Raw genomic sequence first — 22,344 nt, 5'->3', positions numbered from 1 at the left:
AACATGCATATATAACTGATCAAAAGTTAGTTAATTTGTTCAAGAATTAAAAGATGTAATTTAATAGTATCGCCTTATTTAAGTTTGCACTTTCTGTTAAGGGTATATAATTTATAGTATGAATTAGCCGCAAAGGCTAGTACGTTCTGGGTTCCAGAGGAAATCCTTTTTAGAGACTATCGAGACCAAAATATATTTCGGTAGAAGATACCGAAGCGAAGCTTGAGAAAAGATTGTAATGCAATGCCCGGCCGCCTGTCCTGAGCGGAGACGAAGGGTGTGGTAACGCCCAAATTTAGTTTATTGCAAAAGGAGCACTTAATTTAAATGTAGGAATGGTAACTTGAAATTTTTGAGCCGTATTAAGGTTTACCATACCATAATGCCCTTGCATAGCACCAAATGGCGATGTTAGCAAACAGCCCGATGAGTAGGTGTGGGATTGGCCTGGTGCAAGTACCGGTTTTTTTCCAATTACACCCTCGCCAGTAACGGTTTCAAGATTATTTAATGCGTCTAGAATTTCCCAATGGCGCGCATTAAGTTGTACAGAGTCTTTGCTCTGGTTTTCGATAGTGATAGTATATCCAAAGGCGTATTGAATTTTATAGTTTTTATAAAATGAGCCTTCGAAAGTAGTTTCGACCGAAATTTTTATACCTTTTGTAACCTGTTGAACCATTGATATGCAAAGTATTAACGTGTGCTAAAGTAATAAATATTAAATGTTTAACGTAAATTTTAACGTCTTTGATAGAAATATTAGTTAAAATGCATTTTTAGCCTGTGATATTTATAAAATCCTTATTATTAGTAAATATTGTAACGCAACTTTTAATGTTTTATGCGACTTAATTAGAGATATTGGTAGATGTAACTTGGTTAAAACCTATAATTCTATCGTAACGTGCTCCTAAATCTCTATAAAAGACTAAAACTTTGTAATTATTTTCGGTTTGCCAAAAATTACCACTTATAGCGCCTTCGTTTAGAGTATTGTCTTTATTAACAACTACGTATTTATAGTTGTAAAACCCTTGTTTAAGTATCATGCTGGCTTGGTAAACGCCATATTGATCGTTGTATGTCATTTTGTTGAAATCATTTAGCGCATAATTATTGTAATTTCCATAAATGTAAATGTGCTCTCCATTTAATAACTCTGAGTGTTTTAATGAGAAATGGACTTGAACATAATCAGCTTCAATGGAAACATCGTCTCTATCAATAGCTACAATTTTGAATTGACCATTTATATCGGGATTGTAAGTGTATGGTAAATCATGTCTCGCAATATCTGTATATAAATAGGATTGATAAATATCTTCTAGCGCTATAGATTGAACGCGCGAGCTTGCTGCTCTAACATCTTTTGTTTCTAGAAATAAATACTCATTTCCAGCAGGGAACGCTGTTTCTTTTGTATACCTGTAAATAAGTGTATTCCCAATGGTGTATTGAGGTTTTAGGTTTGAAATGGCTGTGTTTAAATTACTATTTTGGATAATTAATGTTTTTATGGTTTGTTTTGGGTTGTTTATTTGTGTACCCGCAGCAATTTCAATATCTACAGTTTGTGTGGTTTCTATGGTACTCACATCTCTAGATCTTTTAATAGCAATGCCTGGAGTCACTATATCTTCATAAATCATGAATTTTCTCGAGAAAACCAAATCGCCATAAGAGTCATAGATTGAAATAATATAATTACCAGAAACTTTTAAACGCTTAGTTTGCTGATTTGGGATTGTTAAACTGTAATGCGAATACATTTGAAATGTATTGAAAGAGTTATTGTAGTCTTGAATTCTGAAATTATCAATACCTAATAAAAACTCTGGTTTTACAAGTACTGAGGGTTCCCAGTTATAATCGTAATGTTCAATTTTATAGTAAAAATCGGGTTCGTCTGAAGTGAGTGCATCAAACTCAAGGTAAAATGTTTCCCCTAGTTGAATTATTGGTAACTCTCCTAAATCGCTAGTATTGCTTTTAAATGTAATAGATTTTATATTGTCTGGTGGATTTACTTCTTCTACTTGAGCATATGTAAAACCAGTAGCAAATAAAAAAATCCATATAAGGGTTGATTTGAAAGACATTCTATGCTTTTTTTGTAAATATAAGCAAATTCTATGCCTAAGAACAATCTTTTATTTAGAATAAGTATAAATAACAAGTCAAACCTATTTTGTCTACCAAATTAGCTATTTATTCGTATTTTTGCACCGATTTTTAGACAACTAATTTCAATAAAAATAAATATGTCAAACGACATTCGTATTAAAAAAGGTCTGGACATTAAACTTATTGGTGAAGCTGATAAAACCGTTGAAAAAGCGATTATTAGCAACTACTGCACCGTAAGGCCAGAAGATTTTCACGGCGTAATACCAAAACTTGTTGCGAAAGAAGGAACCACAGTTAAAGCTGGAGGTACTTTGTTTTTCGATAAATCTCAAGAGGCGATTAAATTTTTATCGCCAGTATCTGGGAAAATAGTTGAGGTGGTTAGAGGACCAAAAAGACGCATTGATGCCATTAAAATTGAAGCTGATAAGACTCAAACTTTCGAAGATTTTGGAAAGTTTGATATCGATGCTTCTAAACCAGAAGATATAAAAGCACATTTGCTAGCTTCTGGATGTTGGCCATTTGTTAAACAACGTCCTTATGATGTGATTGCTAATCCTGAAAAATCGCCAAAAGCGATATTTGTTTCAGGATATGCTAGCGCACCATTAGCAGCCGATTTAGATTTTACTTTACAAGGTAAGGAAGCAGAATTGCAAGCAGCAGTTTCTGCTTTAGCGAAATTGACAGAAGGTAAAGTTCATGTTTCTGTAGGTAAAAGTTCTAATTCGCCATTAGCTGGTTTGTCAGGAATAACTTTACATAAAGTTTCTGGACCGCATCCATCTGGTAATGTTGGAACTCAAATTAATAAAATCGATCCCGTTAATAAAGGTGAAGTCGTTTGGACTGTTAATCCTCAAGACTTAGTTATTATTGGAGAGTTACTTTTAACTGGTAAGTTTAATGCTGAGCGTATTGTTGCTTTAGTAGGCGCTTCAGTTGAAAAACCTAGGTATTTTAGAACAATTGCTGGTAGCGAAATTGCTACTATTGTTTACGATAAAGGTGTAACTAAAGGTGGAAATGACCGCATAATTTCTGGTAATGTGTTATCAGGAAAACAAATAAAACCAGACGGAAGTTTAGATTATTACAGCAACGTGGTATCTGTAATTCCTGAAGGTGATGATTATGAGCTTTTTGGATGGAATAAGCCTGTGTTTAACAAGGTTTCTACATCAAGAGCTTTGACTTTTTCTTGGTTAAACCCAAAGAAAAAATTCAATTTAAATACTAATACAAACGGAGAGCATCGTGCTTTTGTAACTACAGGAACTTACGAAGAAGTTTTTCCTTTAGATATATTCCCAATGCAAATTTTAAAAGCTTGTATGTATAAAGATTTAGATGAAATGGAAGCTTTAGGAATGTACGAAGTAGCACCTGAAGATTTCGCTTTAACTGAATTTGTTTGTGTTTCTAAACAACCACATCAAGATATTATTAGAAAAGGTTTAGACTTAATGCTTAAAGAGATAGGATAATGGGTTTAAAAAGTAATTTACATAATTTTAAGGAAAAGAATAAAGATAAAAAATGGATACCAGCATTTAATGCAATCCATACATTTTTATACTTACCTAATGAGACTACACATAATGGGACTCATATTAAGGCGGCCGACGATTTAAAGCGTACTATGAATACAGTAATTATGGCTATGGTGCCATGTTTATTGTTTGGTATGTTTAACGCTGGATACCAACATCACTTAGCTTTAGGAGATATTCAAGCTGTAGCTGGAAGTTTCTTTAGTGCTGAGTTTTGGACGCTTGACAATTTTTTAGTTGGTTTTTGGAAAATAATTCCATTAGTAATTGTGTCTTACGGAGTTGGTTTAGGAATTGAATTTATATTCGCCATCGTTAAAGGACATGAAGTAGAAGAGGGGTACTTAGTAACAGGAATGTTAGTGCCACTTATTGTGCCAGTAGATATTCCATTATGGATGCTTGCAGTAGCAGTTGTATTTGGTGTTGTTATTGGTAAAGAAGTTTTTGGAGGTACAGGAATGAATATTCTAAACCCTGCATTAACCATTAGAGCCTTTTTATTCTTTGCTTACCCAACATGGATGAGTGGTGATAAAGTTTGGGTTCATGGAGCAGATCCAAGAGTTCAAGATTTAGCTGCTGGTGCTCAACCTGATGCTATTTCTGGTGAAACGATACTAGGAAGTTTAGCGCAAGGTAATGAGTTTATGCTTGGCGGTTCTGAAGTAAGTTTTATGGATATGTTTCTAGGGTTTATTCCTGGGTCTGTAGGTGAAACTTCAACATTACTTATTCTTTTAGGAGGTTTGTTTTTAATTTTTTCTAAAATAGGAAGCTGGAGAATTATGTTATCATCAGTTATTGGTGCTATTGTAATGGGCTTAATTTTTAATCAAGTTGCAGCTTCAGGATGGATTACAGAAAGTAGTAATTTCTACGGATTAATGAGTGCACCTTTCTGGGAACATCTAATTATAGGTGGGTTTGCTTTTGGTACAGTTTTTATGGCTACCGATCCGGTAACGGCATCACAAACAACCAAAGGAAAATGGATTTACGGTTTCTTAGTAGGATTCATTTCTATAATGATTCGTGTATTTAATCCAGCCTATCCAGAAGGTGTTATGTTAGCCATTCTATTAATGAATGTATTTGCACCTACAATTGACCATTATGTGGTACAAGGAAACGTGAAGAAAAGAATGAAACGTGTAAAAGTTAAAACAGCATAATTATGGCAGTTAATACAGATAAAAACTCATATACTATAATCTTTGCAGTAGCAATGGTATTAGTTGTAGGTTCGTTATTAGCGTTTACGGCATCATCGTTAAGACCTAATATTGACGAGAATAAACGTATGGAAAAGCAACAGAATATTCTGTATGCTATGGGCGTAAATGGAAATGAAGGAACAGGTGATATCACTTTCGTTGGAACAGATATCGTTGCAGGTGAATTTTCAAAATACATCACGCAACAATTAGTTATTGAAAACGGTGTTGCAAAAGAAGATGATAAAGCTTATTTAATTGATATTAAAAAGGAACAAGCAAAAGCTAAAAATGGAGGAACAAGACGTTTGCCTTTATTTATTGGTAAGAAAGATGGTAAAACATTTTACATTACGCCAATAAGAGGTAAAGGGCTTTGGGATGCTATTTGGGGTTATGTCGCTTTAGATAAAAACATGGTTGTTCTAGGTGCTTTTTTCGATCACGCTGGTGAAACTCCTGGTTTAGGAGCAAACATTAAGCAACGTTATTTTATGGACGATTTTAATGGAGAACACTTATTAACCGATTCAGGAGCTTTTAAAGGTATTGCTGTGGCTAAGGGTAATAACGATCCTAAAAATGAAATAAAAGACGATTTCGAAGTTGATGCCTTAGCTGGTGCAACTATTACTGGTGATGGTGTTTCTGCCATGATTAAGAAAGATTTAAAATTGTATTTACCTTACTTTAAAACGTTAAAATAATATGGGACTACTTTCAAAAAAAGACGCGAAGTTAATCACAGACCCGTTAGCAGATAACAACCCAATTACAATTCAAGTATTAGGTATCTGTTCTGCATTAGCAATTACTGCAGAGTTAAAAGCCTCTTTAGTAATGGGTATTGCTGTACTTTTCGTTCTAGGTATTGGTAACGTTGTTATTTCTTTAATGAGAAATATCATTCCATCAAAAATTAGAATTATTGTTCAACTTATAGTGGTTGCTGCTTTAGTAATTATTGTAGATCAGGTTTTAAAAGCTTTTGCTTACGAGTTAAGTAAAACACTATCTGTATTTGTTGGATTAATTATTACAAACTGTATCATTATGGGGCGTTTTGAAGCTTTTGCTTTAGCAAACGGACCATGGAAATCATTTTTAGATGGTATTGGAAATGCTTTAGGGTATGCTTTAATATTAGTAATTGTTGGTTTCTTTAGAGAGTTATTAGGTTCAGGTACTTTATTTGGTATTCCTGTACTTGGTGATCCAATTGAGCAAACTGGTGTGTATTCAATAGGTTATGAGAATAACGGATTTATGTTAATGCCTCCAATGGCCTTAATTGTAGTAGGTTTAATTATCTGGGTACAACGTAGTAGAAATAAAGCATTAATAGAAGATTAAAAATAGTAATCAGTAAAACAGTACTCAGTTGGCAGTAATGCTCAAACTGAAACTGCAAACTGAAGACTGAAGACTTAAAAAAAATGGAACACGTAGAATTATTTTTTAAATCGATTTTTATAGATAACATGGTATTTGCAGTATTCCTTGGGATGTGCTCTTACTTAGCAGTATCTAAAAAGGTTGCAACAGCTGTTGGTTTAGGAGCAGCCGTAATATTTGTATTAGCTATTACAGTACCATTAAACTGGTTATTAGATCAATATTTATTACAACCAGGTGCATTAAAATGGTTAGGAGAAGAATACGTAGATTACGATTTAAGTTTTCTTTCTTTCATCATGTTTATTGCTACCATAGCAACTATGGTACAATTAGTAGAAATAGTGGTAGAGAAGTTTTCACCATCATTATATAATTCTTTAGGTATCTTTTTACCACTTATTGCTGTAAACTGTGCCATATTAGGTGGTTCTTTATTTATGCAATCTCGTGAAATTGAAACTTTAGGTTTAGCATTTAATTATGGTGTTTCTTCTGGTATTGGATGGTTTTTAGCCATTTTAGCGATTGCAGCTATTAGAGAAAAAATTAGATATAGTAATGTACCAGCACCTTTAAGAGGTCTTGGTATTACATTTATCATTACAGGACTTATGGGGATTGGCTTTTTAAGTTTTGGAGGTATGTTAACTGGAGGTGATGACGAAGAGCAACCAGCTACAGAAACAGCCATTGAAGTAGAGAAGTTACAAACTGAAGAAGCTAAAGATTTAGCTGATAATACTAAAATAGTAAAGTAATATGATTTTAGCAGCAGGAACAACAGGAACAGTTATAGCAACAGTTGTAGCGTTTTTAATAATTACGCTAGTACTTGTTAGTTTATTACTTTTTGTAAAACAAAAATTATCACCATCTGGTCCAGTAAAAATTACTATCAATGGTGAAAGAGAAATAGAAGTAGCGTCTGGCGGTAGTTTACTATCTACGTTAGGAGCAAATAAGATTTTCTTGCCATCTGCTTGTGGTGGTGGTGGAACATGTATTCAATGTGAGTGTCATGTATTGTCTGGTGGAGGTGAAGCGCTTCCAACAGAAACACCTCACTTTTCAAGAAAAGAATTAGCTAGTGGAGCGCGTTTATCATGCCAGGTAAAAGTTAAGCAAGATATGGATATTACCATTCCAGAAGAAGTGTTTGGTATTAAAAAATGGGAAGCAACAGTTGTTCGTAACTATAATGTGGCATCATTTATCAAGGAATTCGTTGTTGAAATTCCTGAAGATATGGGGTACAAAGCTGGTGGATATATTCAAATTGAAATTCCGCCATGTGAAGTAAAGTATTCAGATATGGATATTACAGCACACCCAGAAGAGCATGATACTCCGGATAAGTTTCAAACTGAATGGGATAAATTTGGTTTATGGCCTTTAGTAATGAAAAATACCGAAACAGTAGAAAGAGCATATTCTATGGCCTCTTACCCTGCTGAAGGACGTGAGATTATGTTAAACGTTCGTGTAGCTTGTCCGCCATGGGATAGAGCTAAAAACGGATGGATGGATGTGAATCCAGGTGTAGCATCGTCTTATATTTTTAACCAGAAACCAGGTGATAAAGTGACTATTTCTGGACCTTACGGTGAATTCTTTATTAACGAGTCTGAAAGCGAAATGCTTTACGTTGGTGGAGGTGCTGGTATGGCTCCAATGCGTTCACACCTTTATCACTTATTCAGAACTTTAAAAACAGGAAGAAAAGTGACCTATTGGTACGGAGGACGTTCTAAACGTGAGTTATTTTATTTAGATCATTTTGAGAAATTAGAAAAGGACTTTCCTAACTTTAAATTTTACTTAGCACTATCTGAACCAATGGAAGAAGATAACTGGAAAGTAAAAGAAGATATTGATGCTCCAGGAGATGGTTTCGTAGGATTCATACACAATTGTGTAATAGATAATTATTTAAGTAAACATGATGCTCCTGAAGATATAGAATTATATTTCTGTGGTCCTCCTTTAATGAACAAAGCCGTTCAGAAAATGGGTGAAGATTTCGGTATCCCAGATGAGCATATTAGATTTGATGACTTTGGAGGATAAAATTCCTTTGAAAAAAAGAATCTTGTAAAATATTTTAGTCAGACCTATCAGGTTTTAAAAACCTGACAGGTCTTTTTATTTAATATGACAGCTCAATATTATATTTAGGTTTTTCATTTCCAAACTCAAACAGATTTGTGTAATCCATAACATTATCAACAGCATCCAATTCACATAAAAGTTTAATCACCTCAGATAAGCCATTAAACAAAACATCTTTATCAGTTGGGTTTTTGGGCTTTTTGTTTTTATAATGTATAGGTATCTGAAAACCACAGCCCTCTAAAAAAGTGGCTTCAATTTTTAGTAATTCTAAAGGAGAATAACCATTGAATTTTCTATTTAAATTTTGATGAACCAAGCCAACATAATTTAATTCTAAAGCACCATGACTATCTGATAGATGCTTCCAACTATCTCTATTGTCTAAAATATTTCCAACGGCGCATTGCTTGCAACATTCAGGATTTAAGGTGTTGTTATGAAAAGCAATATATAGTTTTTGAATGGCTTTTTCCAATCGAACAGTAGTTTTCATGTGCTATAGTTTTACCTCAAATTACTAAAAAGTTAGCTTTTATCTGTGAAATTAATCTTAAAATTTTATTCATTAAGTACGAAGTAACCTATTTAAAGCGTTAGTTTATCATGAAAAATGCTTTGCGAATAATTGTTGTTTTAGGTTTGTTGATTGTTGTATTTATTCAGTTTAAGCCTGTTAAGAAAACAATAAAAAAGCTAGCTGCCGTTATTGAAACGCCTAGATTGATTAATAAGGATAGTCTTACTATAAAATCTAGAGTAAATATCCCTGAGGGTTATAAGCGTGCGAGTTATGCCGAAGGAAGTTTCCAAGAATACATTCGTAGTTATAAACTAAAACCCTTTGGTGCTAAAATTATTAATTACGATGATAGCGAATATTTTTGGCAAGGTGGCCATATAGGTGTTTTAGATATTCCTGTACCTAAAAACGGATTACAGCAATGTGCAGATGCTTTAATTAGAATACGTAGCGAATACCTTTGGGATAATAATCGAAAGGATGAGATTGGTTTTAATTTTACAAGCGGTCATTATTGTTCATGGCAAAAATATGCAGAGGGTTACCGTCCAAAAATTAATGGAAATAAAGTATCCTTTCATAAAACAGCATCAGTAAATCATTCCAAAGCAAATTTTTATAAGTATTTGAATTTAATCTATATGTATTCTGGAACCTTGTCACTTTATAACGAGCTTCCAAAAGTAAATTCAGCCAAAGACTTAAAAATTGGTAATATGCTTATTAAAGGGGGTTCTCCAGGTCATATTGTAATGATTTGCGATGAAGCGATTAATAGCAAAGGGGAGAAGTTGTTTTTGTTATTTCAAGGTAATACACCCGCGCAAAGTGTGCATTTGGTTAAAAATTTAGAAAATTCTGATATTTCTCCTTGGTATCGATTAGAAGGCGATGCTGTAATTCCTGTTTCTAATTATACATTTGGAAGTGCAAAGTTTGTGCGTTTTAAATAAGTTTCCCTTTGTAAAAATATCATCTCAACAAAGAGAAACTTAATTACTTTTATGTTAATTATTGCTGTAAGTGATTATTAGTTCCGCAGTACCAGAGACGTTCATTATGTTGTTTTCTGTTTCTTCATAATCAGGATGTGTTGTATTTATAGAACCAGGTAATTCCCAAACCCTATATCCATTTACTTCGTCGATAAAATAAGTATACGAAGGTTGGGATTCATTAGTCCAGTTAATTGATTTGTTTTGAGAATAAGAATAGCCTCCAAGAAATATTTCATCAATATGTAGAGTATACAAAACGGCATCTTCATGATATGGTATTAAAAAACCCATCTGCCATATCATACGTGTGCCATTACCTTCTGGAAAACTATCATAAAGCCAATAAGCTGCATTTATGGTTTCAATGGTTATTTCTGGTTCTGTTACAAAAAAGAATCCAGCTTCAGATGTACCACCTCTTCCATCATCCGCTAAAATATAGCCATCATAATGTGTTTCAGGCTCTAAATCTGTAAAATTATAAGATAAGGTTGTTCCTCCTGTAGAAATGAGTTGGTCATTTAAATAAATAGAATACGTAATTGGGTCATCATCAATATCAATGGATTCTGTCCATTCAATAGATGCACCATCCATTCTGGTTTCTAAAATTGTGACTGAAAATGGTCCAGGTATAGTTTCGTTTGGGTCATCACCATCATCTTCCGAAGAACAATTAACTAAGAGAAATGATAATACCAATAAATAGGCATAATGTTTCATGTGTTTTGTTTTATTTGATATTTACTAGAACATCTAAGTAAAGTAAATATGTCATCATTTTTTTGAAATTTATTTTTGTAATTGTGTAATTGGACAAGTGTCAAAAGAACTTATAAATAGGAGATGTTTAATATCATAGTTTATAAATATTTTTATTTTATGCTCACATTTTAAATGTGTTTCGATGTAGCTATATATAACAGTAAAAGCTATTAATTATGAAACGAATTTTATTTTTTACAATGTGTTTTGCATTCACATTTATAACATTAAATGCACAAGATTATAATCAGGTTATTTTTACAGGAGATGGTGGTAGCGATGAATGGGAAAATCCAGAAAACTGGCGAAGAGGTGGAGATCCTAATTTACCTGGTGTGCCTGAACCTGGCGATGATATTTTAATTGATGGGTTTTATGTGTACTTTAATGGTCTTGGATCTGTGCCACTAAATCAACAATATGGTACATTAGAGTTACGTTATGGCGCTCAATTATTTACTCAAGGCGATCTTTACCTTGATAATTTTATTGTGGATGTATCAAGTAGTTTTGAGGTTGTTGTACAAGATATCGATGTTTTTTATAAAGTTATATGTGCAGAGAATTTTTCTTTTGTTGGAAATTTGAATTTAGTTTTTTCTGGCTATGCACCACAAATAGGCGATAGCTATCAGGTTGTTGAAGGCAATCATCAGGCTTGCCCAACAACAACACCATATGATAATTATAGTTTTGATTTCGATACCTTATTAACGGCTGAATGTGGTGCAGATGGTTTTGGTTTAAGTATTGAAGTTTTAGATATTAATTATACAACATCTATTTCGTGGGATGGAGAAGCAAACGACAGTAATTGGGGCAACCCAGCTAATTGGGACCCAAACGGCGTTCCAAATGCAGCCTCAAGAGTAATAATAAATAAAACAGATGGCGGCTATGTAAGGACTAGTGCTGCCGGAATAACAAAGGTTGCAAATATTATATTGGGAGCTAATAATACTCTTGAAGTCAATGGAGATTTGCTTATCGATAAATATGTACAAGTCAAAAAAGAGGCAACATTTTTATGGAGAGGTGGGAAGATTTATAGTAACGATATTAATTTTCAATCTGGTATTTCAAGTTATGGGGATATAATTTTAGATGGTCCAGGAACTAAAGAATTAGACACTAATTGTTATCTGATATCCTATTTTGCAGATATAAATCACAATGAAGGTGATTTAAATATTAATAACGGTTATGTTAGAATGTTTAACTATAACAGTTACAATATTAATGGCGATAATATTAATATTGGTTACACGAGCGGAGATCGCCATGAGCTAACCATTAGTGTTGTTAGTGAGCTTATAAAAACAGCAGGAACAGGTTCATCTTCTATTAATTTATCAACATTTGTAAATTATGGAAAGGTTATTAGTGAGTCTGGAACATTGGTTTTTGATGAAGATGTTACTACTGGAGAATATGAAGAATATATTGATGGACAACTTGTTGAATACACAGGGACCTACGGAGGAAGCGGCGGTTTTATGTGGCCAGAAGGTTATATCATGGAAGGTGAAATTGCTCCGGGTAGTTCTCCAGGGATTTTAACTGTAGTTGGAGATTTTGAAACATCGGCAGCTGCTACATTTGAGATTGAGATTGATGGCCCAAATGTAGGCACAGAATACGATCAAGTTGAAGTTACAAATACAGCAGTATTAGAAGGCGAGATAGAAGTAGTTTTAGGCTATTTACCACCCAATAATGCTAGCTTTGAAATTTTAAAATCTACAGAGATTGCTAATTGCAACCTTCCAAACCAAGTGACTACGAGTTATAACGGTACACCCTATACTTTTGATGTAGTATGTTTTAATGACTCTGTGTATTTAAATGGACCTGGAGCAACACTTTCTACTAATAAAAATATTTTAGATGATATTGTTATTTATCCTAACCCGGTTAGTAGTGTTTTAAATATTAAGTCGAATTTAATGTTAAAAGGAAACTGGCAAATTTTAAATCAGTTAGGACAAGTTGTAAAAGCGTCTACATATGAATCTGATGATATTATAATCAATGTAAATGAAATCCCTCCAGGTTTATATATTTTGAAAATTGAAGATGATATTTTAAATGCTACTTCTACTAAACGGATAGTTGTTTCTAATTAAGTTTATAGATAGTTTGATTATAAAAAGGGAGTTGCTAAGTATAGTAGCTCTCTTTTATTTTTTACGCGTTTTTATTATATAAATTGAGGCTAAAATAAGTAACAAAGCGCCTAATACATACCAAAGCATATTTGAAGATGTATTTAAATTTATAGGATTTGTATCACCTATTAACACTAAACCAGCCCAGTAATGTGGGTTTATAATTCTACCTTCACTACTTGCAATATAGCTTAGTTTTGCCTGTTGTAGCGCTTTGTCTTTAGGCAGGCCTTGTTTGATGTTGTTGTAAAATAATTCAATTATTTTAGAGCTAGATTGCTCATCAATTTTCCATAAGCTAGTTAAAATACTTTCACTACCGGCATAATTAAAAGCATGTGCTAAAGAGATCATGCCTTCTCCAGCTTGGTATGTTGGCTTTCCAGTTTCACAAGCAGTTAAAATAGCTAAGTTCGAGTTTAGATTTTCATTGTATATTTCATAGGTATATAATGAGTTTTCCTCATCTTCAATATTTTTAGCAAAAATTAATCGAGATAATTCTGGGGTTATATTATTAGATTCGGCATGCGTACCAATATGAATAATTTTATGCTCGTTAGCTTCATTTTTAAAAATTTGTTTAGATGCCTTTTCATTAATAAAATAATCACCATCAAATAACTTTGAATATTCTTTTGCTAAATCTACGCTAAATGGTTGCGGAAGAAGTTTTAAGTAAGTTTCATCAATAGATAAAGAATCTTTTATAGCCACACTATATTCTTGTTTCATTTTATCATTAAACTCTGGAGCAAAAGCAATAAAGTCTTTTTGATAATTTATGGTTTTCTTATCCTTATCTAATAATAGCAAACTATAATTGTATGAAATGGTATTTTTGGTAAGCAAACTATGAGCTGCCAAGTCTTTAAAAGAATTTACTTTTAAAGGTGTTAAGCTTTCAAAACTTAAATTGAATAATATACCATCAGGAATAATAATGACATGGTCTGTAGTAACTTCATTTTCAAAAGGTTGCCATAATTGGTTGTATAGTTGATTATAAATGGAGTTAACTTCTGTAATGTCGTTGTGATTTTTAGAGATTATATTGATTCTATTTATTAATTTTTCAGAATCTAGTTTGAAAATATTTCCCCTTGATTTATTTATAACAAAAGCATGCAAAGTTTCCTCAATAAATAAATAGCGGACTATTGTTGTTTGTTCTGGAATATTAGCTTGTAAATTATCTAATGGTTCTTCTATAGTCGCAAAACGCATTTTATAATATTTGGGGTATTGCTGTTTTAAAGTGTCTATAAAATTCACCCAATTATTATTGTTTTCAATTAAAACCTGAATGTCATTTTGCTCTTGACTTTCTAGGCTTGAGTTTTGTAATTTTCGGAGTGTATTTTCCCTTTCAATTATATGGTCTGGAATACCTGCAAATGATATGGAGTTTTTAAGATTTAATCGTGCCCTAATTCTATTGTATAAGGCAGATTCATGCAGACTTACGGTTTGGTTTAAGTATTTTTTATGACCTGTTAATTTGTATAATTCAAGATTTAGATACTTAGCAAAATTAAAAACGGTATTATTATTTTCTATCAATCTATTTACATCTGAAACAGAAGTAATTAAAGATCGCCTTTCCTCTAAAGTATGTATTGCATTTTTAACATCTACTAAAATGGTTTTTAAAAATAAGCTATCTTTTGTTTTAGATAAGTTATATTTTGATTTGGCATTGATGACTAATACTTCTGGTTTATATTCTTCAAAGTGAGACTTGTCATAACTGCTTTTTAAAGTATCATTATATTTTTTGTACAAAGCAAGACTCTTATTGCTCCATTCTAAGCTCTGTTCATAATCTTCAGTTAGCATTGATGTTTTTGCTAATGCAACTAATACTGTATTGGTTAAGTTACTTTGTTCTCCTTTGTTTTTTATTAGATAATTATAAGCATTCTTTAAAATTGCAATGGCGCGTTCTTTTTCTTTAAGTGATGCCAAAACAAGAGATAAATTTATAATAGTAAATAATCGATCTCTACTGTATTCATTTTGATGGGCTTTTTGATGAAATTGATTGCTTAAGTCTAAATATTTTTTTGCTTTTTGATAGCTTTTTAACTCTTTATAAACAAGCCCTTTATTATAATACATATTGGCTTTTGTAACAAAATTATCTCCAGGAATTTTATTGACTATTATTTCTGCTTCGTCTAGATATGTTAATGAGGAATTAAATTCTTTTAGCGGGATATTTACTTCGGCAAGAGATGTAATTGCCGAAAAGTTTTCAAGGCTGTTGGTTAATAAATTATTTTTTGCGTGTTTGTAGGCTATTGTGCTTATTTTTTTTGCATTTTCAAAATCACCAAGATCAAAGTAAAGACTTGATAAGTTTCGATATGCCAAAGATAGATTACGCTGTACTCTAAATGTTAAAGGGTGATTATGTGTGCTATTTAGAAACTCTTTGTATAGTTTTATGCTCTCTTGTATTAATTGCATAGCCTCAGAGTATTTACTTTGGCTTTGTTTTAGCAAAACCATATTCGCTTTAATAGAGGCAGGAAAATATAATCTATTTTCAGGGTTGTTTTCCATTTCTACAGTTTTTCTAAGACCAGTTTCGTAATAATAAGTAGCACTATCTGGTTTGGAAGTAAAGTACATTAAAGCACCAAGGTAGTTATAGACTCTAGCAGAGAGTTTAAATTTTTGAGTTGGATTTGTTTTTATGATTTTTTGTGCACCTCGAGTATGTTGTTCAAAGAGATCTATGTTTCCCAATCGAATTGCGTATTCACTTAGCCGGTATTCCGAATTTAATAAGGGTTCTTTTTTTTGTGATTTTAAAGCAAATTCCTTTGATTTTTCAGCATACTCATAAGCCTTTTTGGGGTCTCCTTGTTCATTAAATAATTTAGATAAATCTATTTTTATTTGATGTTTTGATTTTATTGTTATTGGTTTTTTTTCTAAATATTTTGCTAAATCTAAACTTTGCTTTAATGTGTTATTCTCTTTGCTTATTGAAAGTTCAATTTTACCAAGTAGATATACATAGTGAGATAAAGTATCATAATTTTTTTTACCCTTATAATATTCAATTTGTTTGTCTAGTTCTGTTTTTGCTTTTTGAATGGAATCTGTATTTACTAATTTCTGAATGTAAGAAATACTAGAAATAGAATCGTTTTGTGCCTGAAAATTAAACGTGTAAAATAGCACACATATTAAAATTGTGTGTTTTAAAAGCGGTGTAGACTTAATCATAAGGTAAAAGATTTATGGTGTCAGTTCTGAAATAATCTTTTTAGCATCAGTAGTTTCGCTTGTGTTTAAATGTTTTTTTGCAAGCTCTATATTACCTTCTTTTAGATAAGCTAATCCTAAGTATAAATAAGCTTCATCTAGAAAAGTAAAATCATCTTTAGCTTCAATTGATCGTTCTAAATATGGAATAGCATCGGTTACATTTTTATTTGCTAAATGTGCGACGCCTAAAAAATAGTTTAAAGTGTCGTTATCTGGTTTTCTTTCTTGTAAAACCCGCCATTTATCAATAGCTATAGTGTAGTCGCCATGTTTGTAGTTTACCATGGCGTCGTAAAAATCAAAATTATTTGTAGCGCTCATAGTAGTGGGTAAACCTGGATCTGGTTTAAAAAAATTAGCGTAAATTTTTTCGTTTTTAGATGTGTTAAAAAACCAAATACTTCCAACTGCAATTATCATGGCTGCAGCTATTGATATTTTACTAAAATTTAAAAATCTAACTTTAGTCTTAGGTGTGTTTTCTACTATGGTTTTTGGTATGTCTTTATGGAACTCATTAAGTTTTTCTTTTAAAGCTTGCGTTTCTATACCCGTAAGCATAGTTTTAATATCTTCAACCTTGGTCTTAAACTCGTTATCGAGTTCTAGAAGTTGGTTAAAATCTTTTAATTCTTTAGAAGTCATAGTGCCGTTTATATAACGTTCTATAATTTCTAGTAGTTCTTTGGATATTTTGCTATTATCTTTCACTTCTTATTGATTTGAGGCTAAAACTAAAGCGCGTAATTTTTCCATACATCGGTACTTTTTATTTCGAGCTGTAGTTTCTTCAATATTAAATTCTGCTGCAATCTCTTTTAAAGATTTTTTTTCAAAATAAAATACATTTAATAATTGTTTACATGGTTGGCCTAAGTTTTTAAAGCCTGCCATTGCTAACTTTAATTTATCATGGTTCGTGTCTGTATCTTCATCATTATCATCTTCAATAAAAGTTAATGTTTCATAATTTAAAGATTTTGAATTTTTAAACGATTTAGATCGTAACACATCCATCCATTTATTCTTTGCTATTGTATACAAATAACCCTGTAAAGCAGTATCGTTAATAGGTACAAATTTATCGTCTTTTATTTGTGACCAGACCGTTATAAATGCTTCTTGATAAATGTCTTTGGCATGATCTACAGAACCACTATTTTTTAAAATTAAGTGTTCTACTTTTTTAAAGTTTGATGTATAAAAATGTTTTAAAACATCAGGTTTATTTGATTTAATAGCGCTAATAAGCTCTGATTGATTTAGTAAACGTATTGACTTCCCCATAAATTAATAGCTAGAGGAAATATACAATTATTTCATTTTACAATAAATAAGTTCACTATTAAAACAAGTTTTAAACGATAAACTACATTTTTAATTCATAGGTTTTATTAATAAATATTTTATTATAATATAAAAAACATACATCAGTTTATTTGTGTTTTAATAGATATAGGTTATAATTATATTTTGCTTTCTTACAGGTTTATGTTATTTCTTTTAAAAGAAAAAATAACCAACAGATACCATAAAGACGCTGTTTTTTACATTGTCATCATTGTCTTTGCTAATGTTGGAAAGTCCAAAATTGTAACGCGCAGATATATTAAGACCATTATCTAGTTTATAGCCAGCACCTAAACCAAACGATATATCTGTAGTTTTAAAAAATTCTTTAATATCTTGTTCGATATCTGCATTTTGAGTGCTATTTGATACTGTTTTTGAGCTAGATGCTTTTCCTATGGTATCTGTAGTTGTATCTACATTACCACCGCCCAAATTTTCATCATCTACTTTTATTTTTGCAGATAATAAATAGCCTATTTGCGGGCCAGCTTCTATGCTTAGTTGGTCGTTAACATAATATTTTCCAATAATAGGAAGGTTTAAATAGTTTAAAGTACCTGTGCCATTATCTAATTTGTAGCCTTGTGAAGAGAATAATAATTCGGGTTGCGCATAAAAAGATTCATTTATTGGAATTTCTGCTACACCTCCAATATGGAAACCCATTTTGGTTTTAACAGATTCTATATCTCCAGTAACAGAAGCAAAGTTAACACCAGCTTTTGCTCCAATTTTTATGTTTTGCGCGTTTAGGCTAGATGCCATACTAAATACCATTAGTATTAATACATATGTGTTTTTCATGATTTTCATTTTAAATTATTGTTTTCTATTTAGTTTGTTACTCATTTCTTTTAATTTGATTATCCTTTTTTTACATATTAGTTTTAGTTTTTGTTGGTTATATAGTTATATCGAAAGAATTTAAAAATGTCATCATCATCACAACAATTATATTATTTTTGTACTATGAGTAAGCCATTAACAGAACAAGAATTGCATAATCTAGCTATGAACCATGTTGGAAAAGATTTGGAACGACGTGGTTTTGAGTTTATTGCAATAAATAGTAAACTTAAAAAGCACCCTCAATTTGTTTGTATAGATAAAAACAAGCAATATTACTTTGTAATAGTTAGGGCGGTAATACTTCCAGAAAATCCTAATAATTATGATGTTGTTTGGATGGAATCTTTTAAAAGCCATGCTCGAGAAAAAGACGCTAAGGTTTTATATGCAGGTGTTGGTATTGGTAGTACAGAAGGCGAAAAACTACCTATATATTTAAATCAAGATTATTTATTAGAGTATAATGGGATTCAAGTTTTAGAAACCAATTTGAATTAAAACGAAATTTTAAAAAATGAATAAATTTTTATTAGGATTATTACTTCTTTTAATTAGCTTTTCCTGTAAACAAAATAACATAAATACTAAACTTTCTGGTACTGTTTTTGGCACGAGCTATTCTATTATTTATAGTTCGGATGTTGATTATAAAGCGCAATTAGATAGTTTGTTTTATGTAATTAATAAATCATTGTCAACATATCAAGCTAACTCAGATATTTCAAAAATAAATAGAAATGAATCTTTTAAAGTAGATGAGCATTTTATAAAAGTTTATAACGCCTCAAAAGAAATTTTTGGACAAACCGAAGGGGCTTTCGATCCTACAATAGGCAATGTAGTTAACGCCTGGAAATTTGGTGCGGAACACACTATTGAGGTTGTAGATAGTTTAAAAATAGATAGTTTAATGCAATTTGTTGGTTATGATAAAACGTATTTGCATGAAAACACCATACGAAAATCAAACCCTAATGTGTATTTAGAATATAATGCGATAGCAAAAGGTTACGCCGTAGATGTAATAAGTGCGTATTTAGAATCTCAAAAAGAAAATAATTATCTGGTTGAAATTGGCGGTGAAATACGTGTTAAAGGAATAAATACAGAAAAGCAAAGTGATTGGAAAGTAGGCGTAGAGGAACCCAATTTTGAAGGTGAGCAATCTATATTAAAAGCCGTTAGTTTAAAAAATCAAGCTATGGCAACTTCTGGAACTTATAGAAAATTTAAGGTTGATAAAGATGGTAATCGTTATGCGCATATTATCGATACAGAAACAGGGTATCCTAGCAAAACAAATCTATTAAGTATCACGGTAATAGCTGAAAACTGTATGGAAGCTGATGCCTATGCAACCGCATTTAAATCTATGGGTATTGAAAAAGTAAAAGCATTTTTAAAAAATCACCCAGAACTAAAAGTATTTTTAATTTTTGAAAATGAAAATCAACAGTTGGAAACGTTATCGCTTAATAACTTTCCAGAGTAGTTTACTTTTAAAATACAGAAATGAGTAAAAGGAACCAGCCACTAACTAGTAATAATCCACCAATTGGCGTAATAGGTCCTAAAAAACGAAGTTTCTTTCCTTTTGCATCCGATAAAACGAGACCATAAATACTAAAAGAAAATAGAATAATGCCAACTGTAAAACACCAATAAATTGCAGAGGTTATGTTATTTGCATTAAAGCCTAAAGCCAATAAAACAATAGCATGGTACATTTGGTATTTAACACCAACCTCAAAACTATGTAATTGATCTGTGGATAAAATTTTCTTTAATGCATGCGCACCAAAAGCACCAAGTATTACAGATAGCATCCCGAAAAAAGCACCTGTAGCAATTATAATTTGTTGTGTCATTTTATTGTTTTTTGTTTGTAAACTATAGGAATAATTTCTCCTTTAGCTAAACAATATTTTTCTATCGCTTCCGCGGAAAGTGTAGCAGTATAATCAACCTCTTCAACTTTAAAACCAACGTTGCGTAGTTTATCAAAATAATCAAGACCGTAAACACGAACATGGTCGTATTGACCAAATATTTTAGCACGTTCCTTTTTATCAGTTATACTATCATCTTCAAAAGTGGTAGCACGCGTTAAATCTTGCGGAATTTGAAAAACGCCATAGCCACCAGGTTTCATAACCCTAAATAGTTCGTGCATAGCCTTAGTGTCATCTGGAATATGTTCTAAAACATGATTACATAAAATAATATCATAACTGTTGTCTTCAAACGGAAGGTTGCAAATATCTGCTTTTACATCGGCTATTGGTGATAGTAAATCTGTAGTCGTGTAGTCAAGATTATCTAGTTTTCTAAACCGCTTTAAAAAACATTGTTCTGGAGCAAAATGAAGCACTTTTTTCTTTACTGAAAAGAAATCGGTTTCATTCTGTAAATACAACCATAATAACCTATGTCGCTCTAGGCTTAATGTTGAAGGTGATAATACATTGTTTCTCTGTGTTCCATAACCATAAGGTAAAAAGGTTTTAAAACGTTTCCCGTCTATAGGATCTGTAAAAGTATTTCCTTTTAAAAAAAATGCTAGTACAGGGCGTATAATATAACTGAGCCTTATTAATAGAGGCCTTGGTATAATGTTTAGAATAAGTTTGAAGAGTTTCTTCATGAGATGTTTCACAGAGATTCACAGAGACACAGAGTGTCACAGAGAATTAATAGGTGTCATTTATAAATCGTTTTAATCCGTTTTTTAAAAGTTTGGTATGAAAGTTTAACAATAGTCCAATAGGAAAATCACCTAATTTCATATAAGTCAAAATTTGTGCAGAATGAACATCAGTAAACTTTTCGACTGTTTTTAGCTCTATTACAATTTTATTTTCGACTAGTAAGTCAATTCTATAACCATGATCTAAAGTAATGTCTTTATAAGTAATAGGTTGTGATAATTCTTTTTGAACAGAATAACCCATAGCCATTAACTCATAGTATAGACATTCTTGATAAGCAGATTCCAGCAACCCAGGCCCAAGAGTTCTATGAACTTCGATAGCAGCACCAATAATATTTTCTGTAATCTTATTATACAATATAGTTTAATAGAAGTTAATAACGCTCTGTGTGTCTCTGTGTGTCTCTGTGTGTCTCTGTGTATCTTTGTGTATGTCTGTGAAATAGTTTTTTAGATTAAAGCACTAAAGCCTGTTGTCTAAATTCATCTTCTTCATTGCTCTCAATACCCAAAGCGTCATAAATATATGCAAACGTTGAAAGTAGCTCTGGCTTACCATCAACCAAGGCAACATCATGTTCAAAATGAGCAGAAGGTTTGTTATCTTGAGTCGTAATAGTCCAGCCGTCTCTATGCTGTTTAATGCGATGGGTTCCCATGTTTATCATAGGTTCAATGGCTACCACCATACCTTCTACGAATTTTTTACCTCTACCACGTTTACCATAGTTTGGCATTTCTGGGTCTTCATGCATTTTACTTCCTAGGCCATGACCAACAAGTTCTCTTACTACACCATAGCCATGGTCTTCACAATATTTTTGTATGGCATAACCAACATCTCCAACGCGATTGTTTGCTTTAAATTCTTTTATACCTACGTATAAAGACTCCTTAGTGACTTGAAGTAGTTTTTCTGTTTCAGGGTCAATGTCACCTACAGCAAATGTATAAGCATGATCGCCGTAAAATCCGTTTTTAAGCGCGCCACAATCAATAGATATAATATCGCCTTCAACTAAAGGTGTTCCATTAGGAATACCATGTACAACTTGAGAGTTTGGGCTCATGCATAGTGTATTAGGGAAATCATATAACCCTAAAAAACCAGGAATTGCCCCGTGGTCTCTAACACATGTTTCAGCAATTTTATCCAATTCAAGTGTTGTAACACCAGGTTTAATTGCTTTTGCTAATTCGCCTAATGTTTTAGATACGATTAATGCACTTTCGCGCATTAATTCAATTTCTTCTCTAGTTTTTACAATAATCATAAAATAATAATA

At 32.0% G+C, this 22,344-nt stretch carries 22 protein-coding genes; 10 read left to right on the top strand and 12 right to left on the bottom strand.

Annotated features, from left to right (window positions below; genetic code table 11):
• Positions 1-295: 295 nt before the first annotated feature.
• Both apaG and SJY43_RS00365 read right to left on the bottom strand, forming a co-directional pair.
• On the bottom strand, positions 296-682 hold the full coding sequence (gene apaG, locus SJY43_RS00370) for a Co2+/Mg2+ efflux protein ApaG (RefSeq protein ID WP_396601875.1): 387 nt from the start codon (positions 680-682) through the stop codon (positions 296-298).
• Between the two features lie 169 nt (positions 683-851).
• Positions 852-2,102: a type IX secretion system plug protein domain-containing protein gene (locus SJY43_RS00365; RefSeq protein WP_396601874.1), complete on the bottom strand. Its 1,251-nt coding sequence runs from the start codon at positions 2,100-2,102 to the stop codon at positions 852-854.
• Between the two features lie 162 nt (positions 2,103-2,264).
• Between SJY43_RS00365 and SJY43_RS00360 the strand changes: the two genes are divergently transcribed.
• The 6 genes from SJY43_RS00360 (at position 2,265) to nqrF (ending at position 8,368) form a co-directional block, all read left to right on the top strand.
• On the top strand, positions 2,265-3,620 hold the full coding sequence (locus SJY43_RS00360; protein WP_396601873.1) for a Na(+)-translocating NADH-quinone reductase subunit A: 1,356 nt from the start codon (positions 2,265-2,267) through the stop codon (positions 3,618-3,620).
• Complete coding sequence (locus tag SJY43_RS00355) at positions 3,620-4,861, top strand: NADH:ubiquinone reductase (Na(+)-transporting) subunit B (protein WP_396601872.1); 1,242 nt, start codon at positions 3,620-3,622, stop codon at positions 4,859-4,861. The genes SJY43_RS00360 and SJY43_RS00355 overlap by 1 nt, the downstream gene beginning before the upstream one ends.
• A 2-nt stretch (positions 4,862-4,863) precedes the next feature.
• A complete protein-coding gene (locus tag SJY43_RS00350; protein WP_396601871.1) occupies positions 4,864-5,610 on the top strand; it encodes a Na(+)-translocating NADH-quinone reductase subunit C in 747 nt (248 codons plus the stop codon).
• 1 nt (position 5,611) lies between these two features.
• Positions 5,612-6,256 carry an NADH:ubiquinone reductase (Na(+)-transporting) subunit D gene (locus SJY43_RS00345; protein WP_298498715.1) on the top strand — a complete coding sequence of 215 codons (645 nt, stop codon included), beginning with the start codon at positions 5,612-5,614 and terminating at the stop codon, positions 6,254-6,256.
• An 83-nt stretch (positions 6,257-6,339) separates the two neighbouring features.
• Complete coding sequence (nqrE, locus tag SJY43_RS00340) at positions 6,340-7,059, top strand: NADH:ubiquinone reductase (Na(+)-transporting) subunit E (protein ID WP_396601870.1); 720 nt, start codon at positions 6,340-6,342, stop codon at positions 7,057-7,059.
• 1 nt (position 7,060) lies between these two features.
• On the top strand, positions 7,061-8,368 hold the full coding sequence (gene nqrF / locus SJY43_RS00335; RefSeq protein ID WP_396601869.1) for an NADH:ubiquinone reductase (Na(+)-transporting) subunit F: 1,308 nt from the start codon (positions 7,061-7,063) through the stop codon (positions 8,366-8,368).
• 79 nt (positions 8,369-8,447) lie between these two features.
• Here nqrF and SJY43_RS00330 read toward each other — a convergent pair whose 3' ends face one another.
• Positions 8,448-8,906, bottom strand: coding sequence for a Na(+)-translocating NADH-quinone reductase subunit F (locus SJY43_RS00330; protein WP_396601868.1), 459 nt, complete (start codon positions 8,904-8,906; stop codon positions 8,448-8,450).
• Positions 8,907-9,016: 110 nt separating this feature from the next.
• Between SJY43_RS00330 and SJY43_RS00325 the strand changes: the two genes are divergently transcribed.
• The gene (locus SJY43_RS00325; RefSeq protein ID WP_396601867.1) at positions 9,017-9,886 is read left to right on the top strand and encodes a DUF4846 domain-containing protein; all 870 of its coding nucleotides are present in this window, start codon (positions 9,017-9,019) and stop codon (positions 9,884-9,886) included.
• A gap of 54 nt (positions 9,887-9,940) precedes the next feature.
• Here SJY43_RS00325 and SJY43_RS00320 read toward each other — a convergent pair whose 3' ends face one another.
• Positions 9,941-10,654 carry a hypothetical protein gene (locus SJY43_RS00320; RefSeq protein WP_396601866.1) on the bottom strand — a complete coding sequence of 238 codons (714 nt, stop codon included), beginning with the start codon at positions 10,652-10,654 and terminating at the stop codon, positions 9,941-9,943.
• A 218-nt stretch (positions 10,655-10,872) separates the two neighbouring features.
• Between SJY43_RS00320 and SJY43_RS00315 the strand changes: the two genes are divergently transcribed.
• Positions 10,873-12,822, top strand: coding sequence for a T9SS type A sorting domain-containing protein (locus SJY43_RS00315; RefSeq protein WP_396601865.1), 1,950 nt, complete (start codon positions 10,873-10,875; stop codon positions 12,820-12,822).
• A gap of 54 nt (positions 12,823-12,876) precedes the next feature.
• Here SJY43_RS00315 and SJY43_RS00310 read toward each other — a convergent pair whose 3' ends face one another.
• The 4 genes from SJY43_RS00310 to SJY43_RS00295 form a co-directional block, all read right to left on the bottom strand.
• A complete protein-coding gene (locus SJY43_RS00310; protein ID WP_396601864.1) occupies positions 12,877-16,104 on the bottom strand; it encodes a CHAT domain-containing protein in 3,228 nt (1,075 codons plus the stop codon).
• 12 nt (positions 16,105-16,116) lie between these two features.
• On the bottom strand, positions 16,117-16,857 hold the full coding sequence (locus SJY43_RS00305; protein WP_396601863.1) for a tol-pal system YbgF family protein: 741 nt from the start codon (positions 16,855-16,857) through the stop codon (positions 16,117-16,119).
• 3 nt (positions 16,858-16,860) lie between these two features.
• Positions 16,861-17,433 carry an RNA polymerase sigma factor gene (locus tag SJY43_RS00300; RefSeq protein WP_396601862.1) on the bottom strand — a complete coding sequence of 191 codons (573 nt, stop codon included), beginning with the start codon at positions 17,431-17,433 and terminating at the stop codon, positions 16,861-16,863.
• A 216-nt stretch (positions 17,434-17,649) separates the two neighbouring features.
• A complete protein-coding gene (locus tag SJY43_RS00295) occupies positions 17,650-18,303 on the bottom strand; it encodes a porin family protein (RefSeq protein WP_396601861.1) in 654 nt (217 codons plus the stop codon).
• 165 nt (positions 18,304-18,468) lie between these two features.
• Here SJY43_RS00295 and SJY43_RS00290 point away from each other — a divergent pair, with 165 nt between their 5' ends.
• Positions 18,469-18,846, top strand: a complete 378-nt coding sequence (locus SJY43_RS00290) for a Na(+)-translocating NADH-quinone reductase subunit F (protein WP_396603430.1) — start codon at positions 18,469-18,471, stop codon at positions 18,844-18,846.
• Between the two features lie 16 nt (positions 18,847-18,862).
• The gene (locus tag SJY43_RS00285) at positions 18,863-19,840 is read left to right on the top strand and encodes an FAD:protein FMN transferase (RefSeq protein WP_396601860.1); all 978 of its coding nucleotides are present in this window, start codon (positions 18,863-18,865) and stop codon (positions 19,838-19,840) included.
• A 7-nt stretch (positions 19,841-19,847) separates the two neighbouring features.
• Here SJY43_RS00285 and SJY43_RS00280 read toward each other — a convergent pair whose 3' ends face one another.
• From SJY43_RS00280 to map, 4 genes are all read right to left on the bottom strand, one after another.
• Positions 19,848-20,216: a DUF423 domain-containing protein gene (locus SJY43_RS00280; RefSeq protein WP_396601859.1), complete on the bottom strand. Its 369-nt coding sequence runs from the start codon at positions 20,214-20,216 to the stop codon at positions 19,848-19,850.
• Positions 20,213-20,992, bottom strand: coding sequence for a class I SAM-dependent methyltransferase (locus tag SJY43_RS00275; protein ID WP_396601858.1), 780 nt, complete (start codon positions 20,990-20,992; stop codon positions 20,213-20,215). The genes SJY43_RS00280 and SJY43_RS00275 overlap by 4 nt, the downstream gene beginning before the upstream one ends.
• 46 nt (positions 20,993-21,038) lie before the next feature.
• Complete coding sequence (locus tag SJY43_RS00270) at positions 21,039-21,416, bottom strand: GxxExxY protein (RefSeq protein ID WP_396601857.1); 378 nt, start codon at positions 21,414-21,416, stop codon at positions 21,039-21,041.
• A gap of 97 nt (positions 21,417-21,513) precedes the next feature.
• The gene (gene map, locus SJY43_RS00265) at positions 21,514-22,332 is read right to left on the bottom strand and encodes a type I methionyl aminopeptidase (protein ID WP_396601856.1); all 819 of its coding nucleotides are present in this window, start codon (positions 22,330-22,332) and stop codon (positions 21,514-21,516) included.
• Between the last annotated feature and the right edge of the window lie 12 nt (positions 22,333-22,344).

Origin of the sequence: Algibacter sp. R77976 (genome assembly GCF_044594645.1) — a bacterium.
In the GTDB taxonomy this organism is placed as follows: Bacteria; Bacteroidota; Bacteroidia; order Flavobacteriales; family Flavobacteriaceae; genus Algibacter_B.
The sequence above is the reverse complement of the archived record's forward strand: the minus strand, read 5'-3'. Positions and strand labels throughout refer to the sequence as shown.

Excerpts from the sequence above, each read along its gene's own strand:
- apaG (WP_396601875.1), bottom strand. The coding sequence starts at position 682 with ATGGTTCAACAGGTTACAAAAGGTATAAAAATTTCGGTCGAAACTACT.
- SJY43_RS00365 (WP_396601874.1), bottom strand. The coding sequence starts at position 2,102 with ATGTCTTTCAAATCAACCCTTATATGGATTTTTTTATTTGCTACTGGT.
- SJY43_RS00360 (WP_396601873.1), top strand. The coding sequence starts at position 2,265 with ATGTCAAACGACATTCGTATTAAAAAAGGTCTGGACATTAAACTTATT.
- SJY43_RS00355 (WP_396601872.1), top strand. The coding sequence starts at position 3,620 with ATGGGTTTAAAAAGTAATTTACATAATTTTAAGGAAAAGAATAAAGAT.
- SJY43_RS00350 (WP_396601871.1), top strand. The coding sequence starts at position 4,864 with ATGGCAGTTAATACAGATAAAAACTCATATACTATAATCTTTGCAGTA.
- SJY43_RS00345 (WP_298498715.1), top strand. The coding sequence starts at position 5,612 with ATGGGACTACTTTCAAAAAAAGACGCGAAGTTAATCACAGACCCGTTA.
- nqrE (WP_396601870.1), top strand. The coding sequence starts at position 6,340 with ATGGAACACGTAGAATTATTTTTTAAATCGATTTTTATAGATAACATG.
- nqrF (WP_396601869.1), top strand. The coding sequence starts at position 7,061 with ATGATTTTAGCAGCAGGAACAACAGGAACAGTTATAGCAACAGTTGTA.
- SJY43_RS00330 (WP_396601868.1), bottom strand. The coding sequence starts at position 8,906 with ATGAAAACTACTGTTCGATTGGAAAAAGCCATTCAAAAACTATATATT.
- SJY43_RS00325 (WP_396601867.1), top strand. The coding sequence starts at position 9,017 with ATGAAAAATGCTTTGCGAATAATTGTTGTTTTAGGTTTGTTGATTGTT.
- SJY43_RS00320 (WP_396601866.1), bottom strand. The coding sequence starts at position 10,654 with ATGAAACATTATGCCTATTTATTGGTATTATCATTTCTCTTAGTTAAT.
- SJY43_RS00315 (WP_396601865.1), top strand. The coding sequence starts at position 10,873 with ATGAAACGAATTTTATTTTTTACAATGTGTTTTGCATTCACATTTATA.
- SJY43_RS00310 (WP_396601864.1), bottom strand. The coding sequence starts at position 16,104 with ATGATTAAGTCTACACCGCTTTTAAAACACACAATTTTAATATGTGTG.
- SJY43_RS00300 (WP_396601862.1), bottom strand. The coding sequence starts at position 17,433 with ATGGGGAAGTCAATACGTTTACTAAATCAATCAGAGCTTATTAGCGCT.
- SJY43_RS00295 (WP_396601861.1), bottom strand. The coding sequence starts at position 18,303 with ATGAAAAACACATATGTATTAATACTAATGGTATTTAGTATGGCATCT.
- SJY43_RS00290 (WP_396603430.1), top strand. The coding sequence starts at position 18,469 with ATGAGTAAGCCATTAACAGAACAAGAATTGCATAATCTAGCTATGAAC.
- SJY43_RS00285 (WP_396601860.1), top strand. The coding sequence starts at position 18,863 with ATGAATAAATTTTTATTAGGATTATTACTTCTTTTAATTAGCTTTTCC.
- SJY43_RS00280 (WP_396601859.1), bottom strand. The coding sequence starts at position 20,216 with ATGACACAACAAATTATAATTGCTACAGGTGCTTTTTTCGGGATGCTA.
- SJY43_RS00275 (WP_396601858.1), bottom strand. The coding sequence starts at position 20,992 with ATGAAGAAACTCTTCAAACTTATTCTAAACATTATACCAAGGCCTCTA.
- map (WP_396601856.1), bottom strand. The coding sequence starts at position 22,332 with ATGATTATTGTAAAAACTAGAGAAGAAATTGAATTAATGCGCGAAAGT.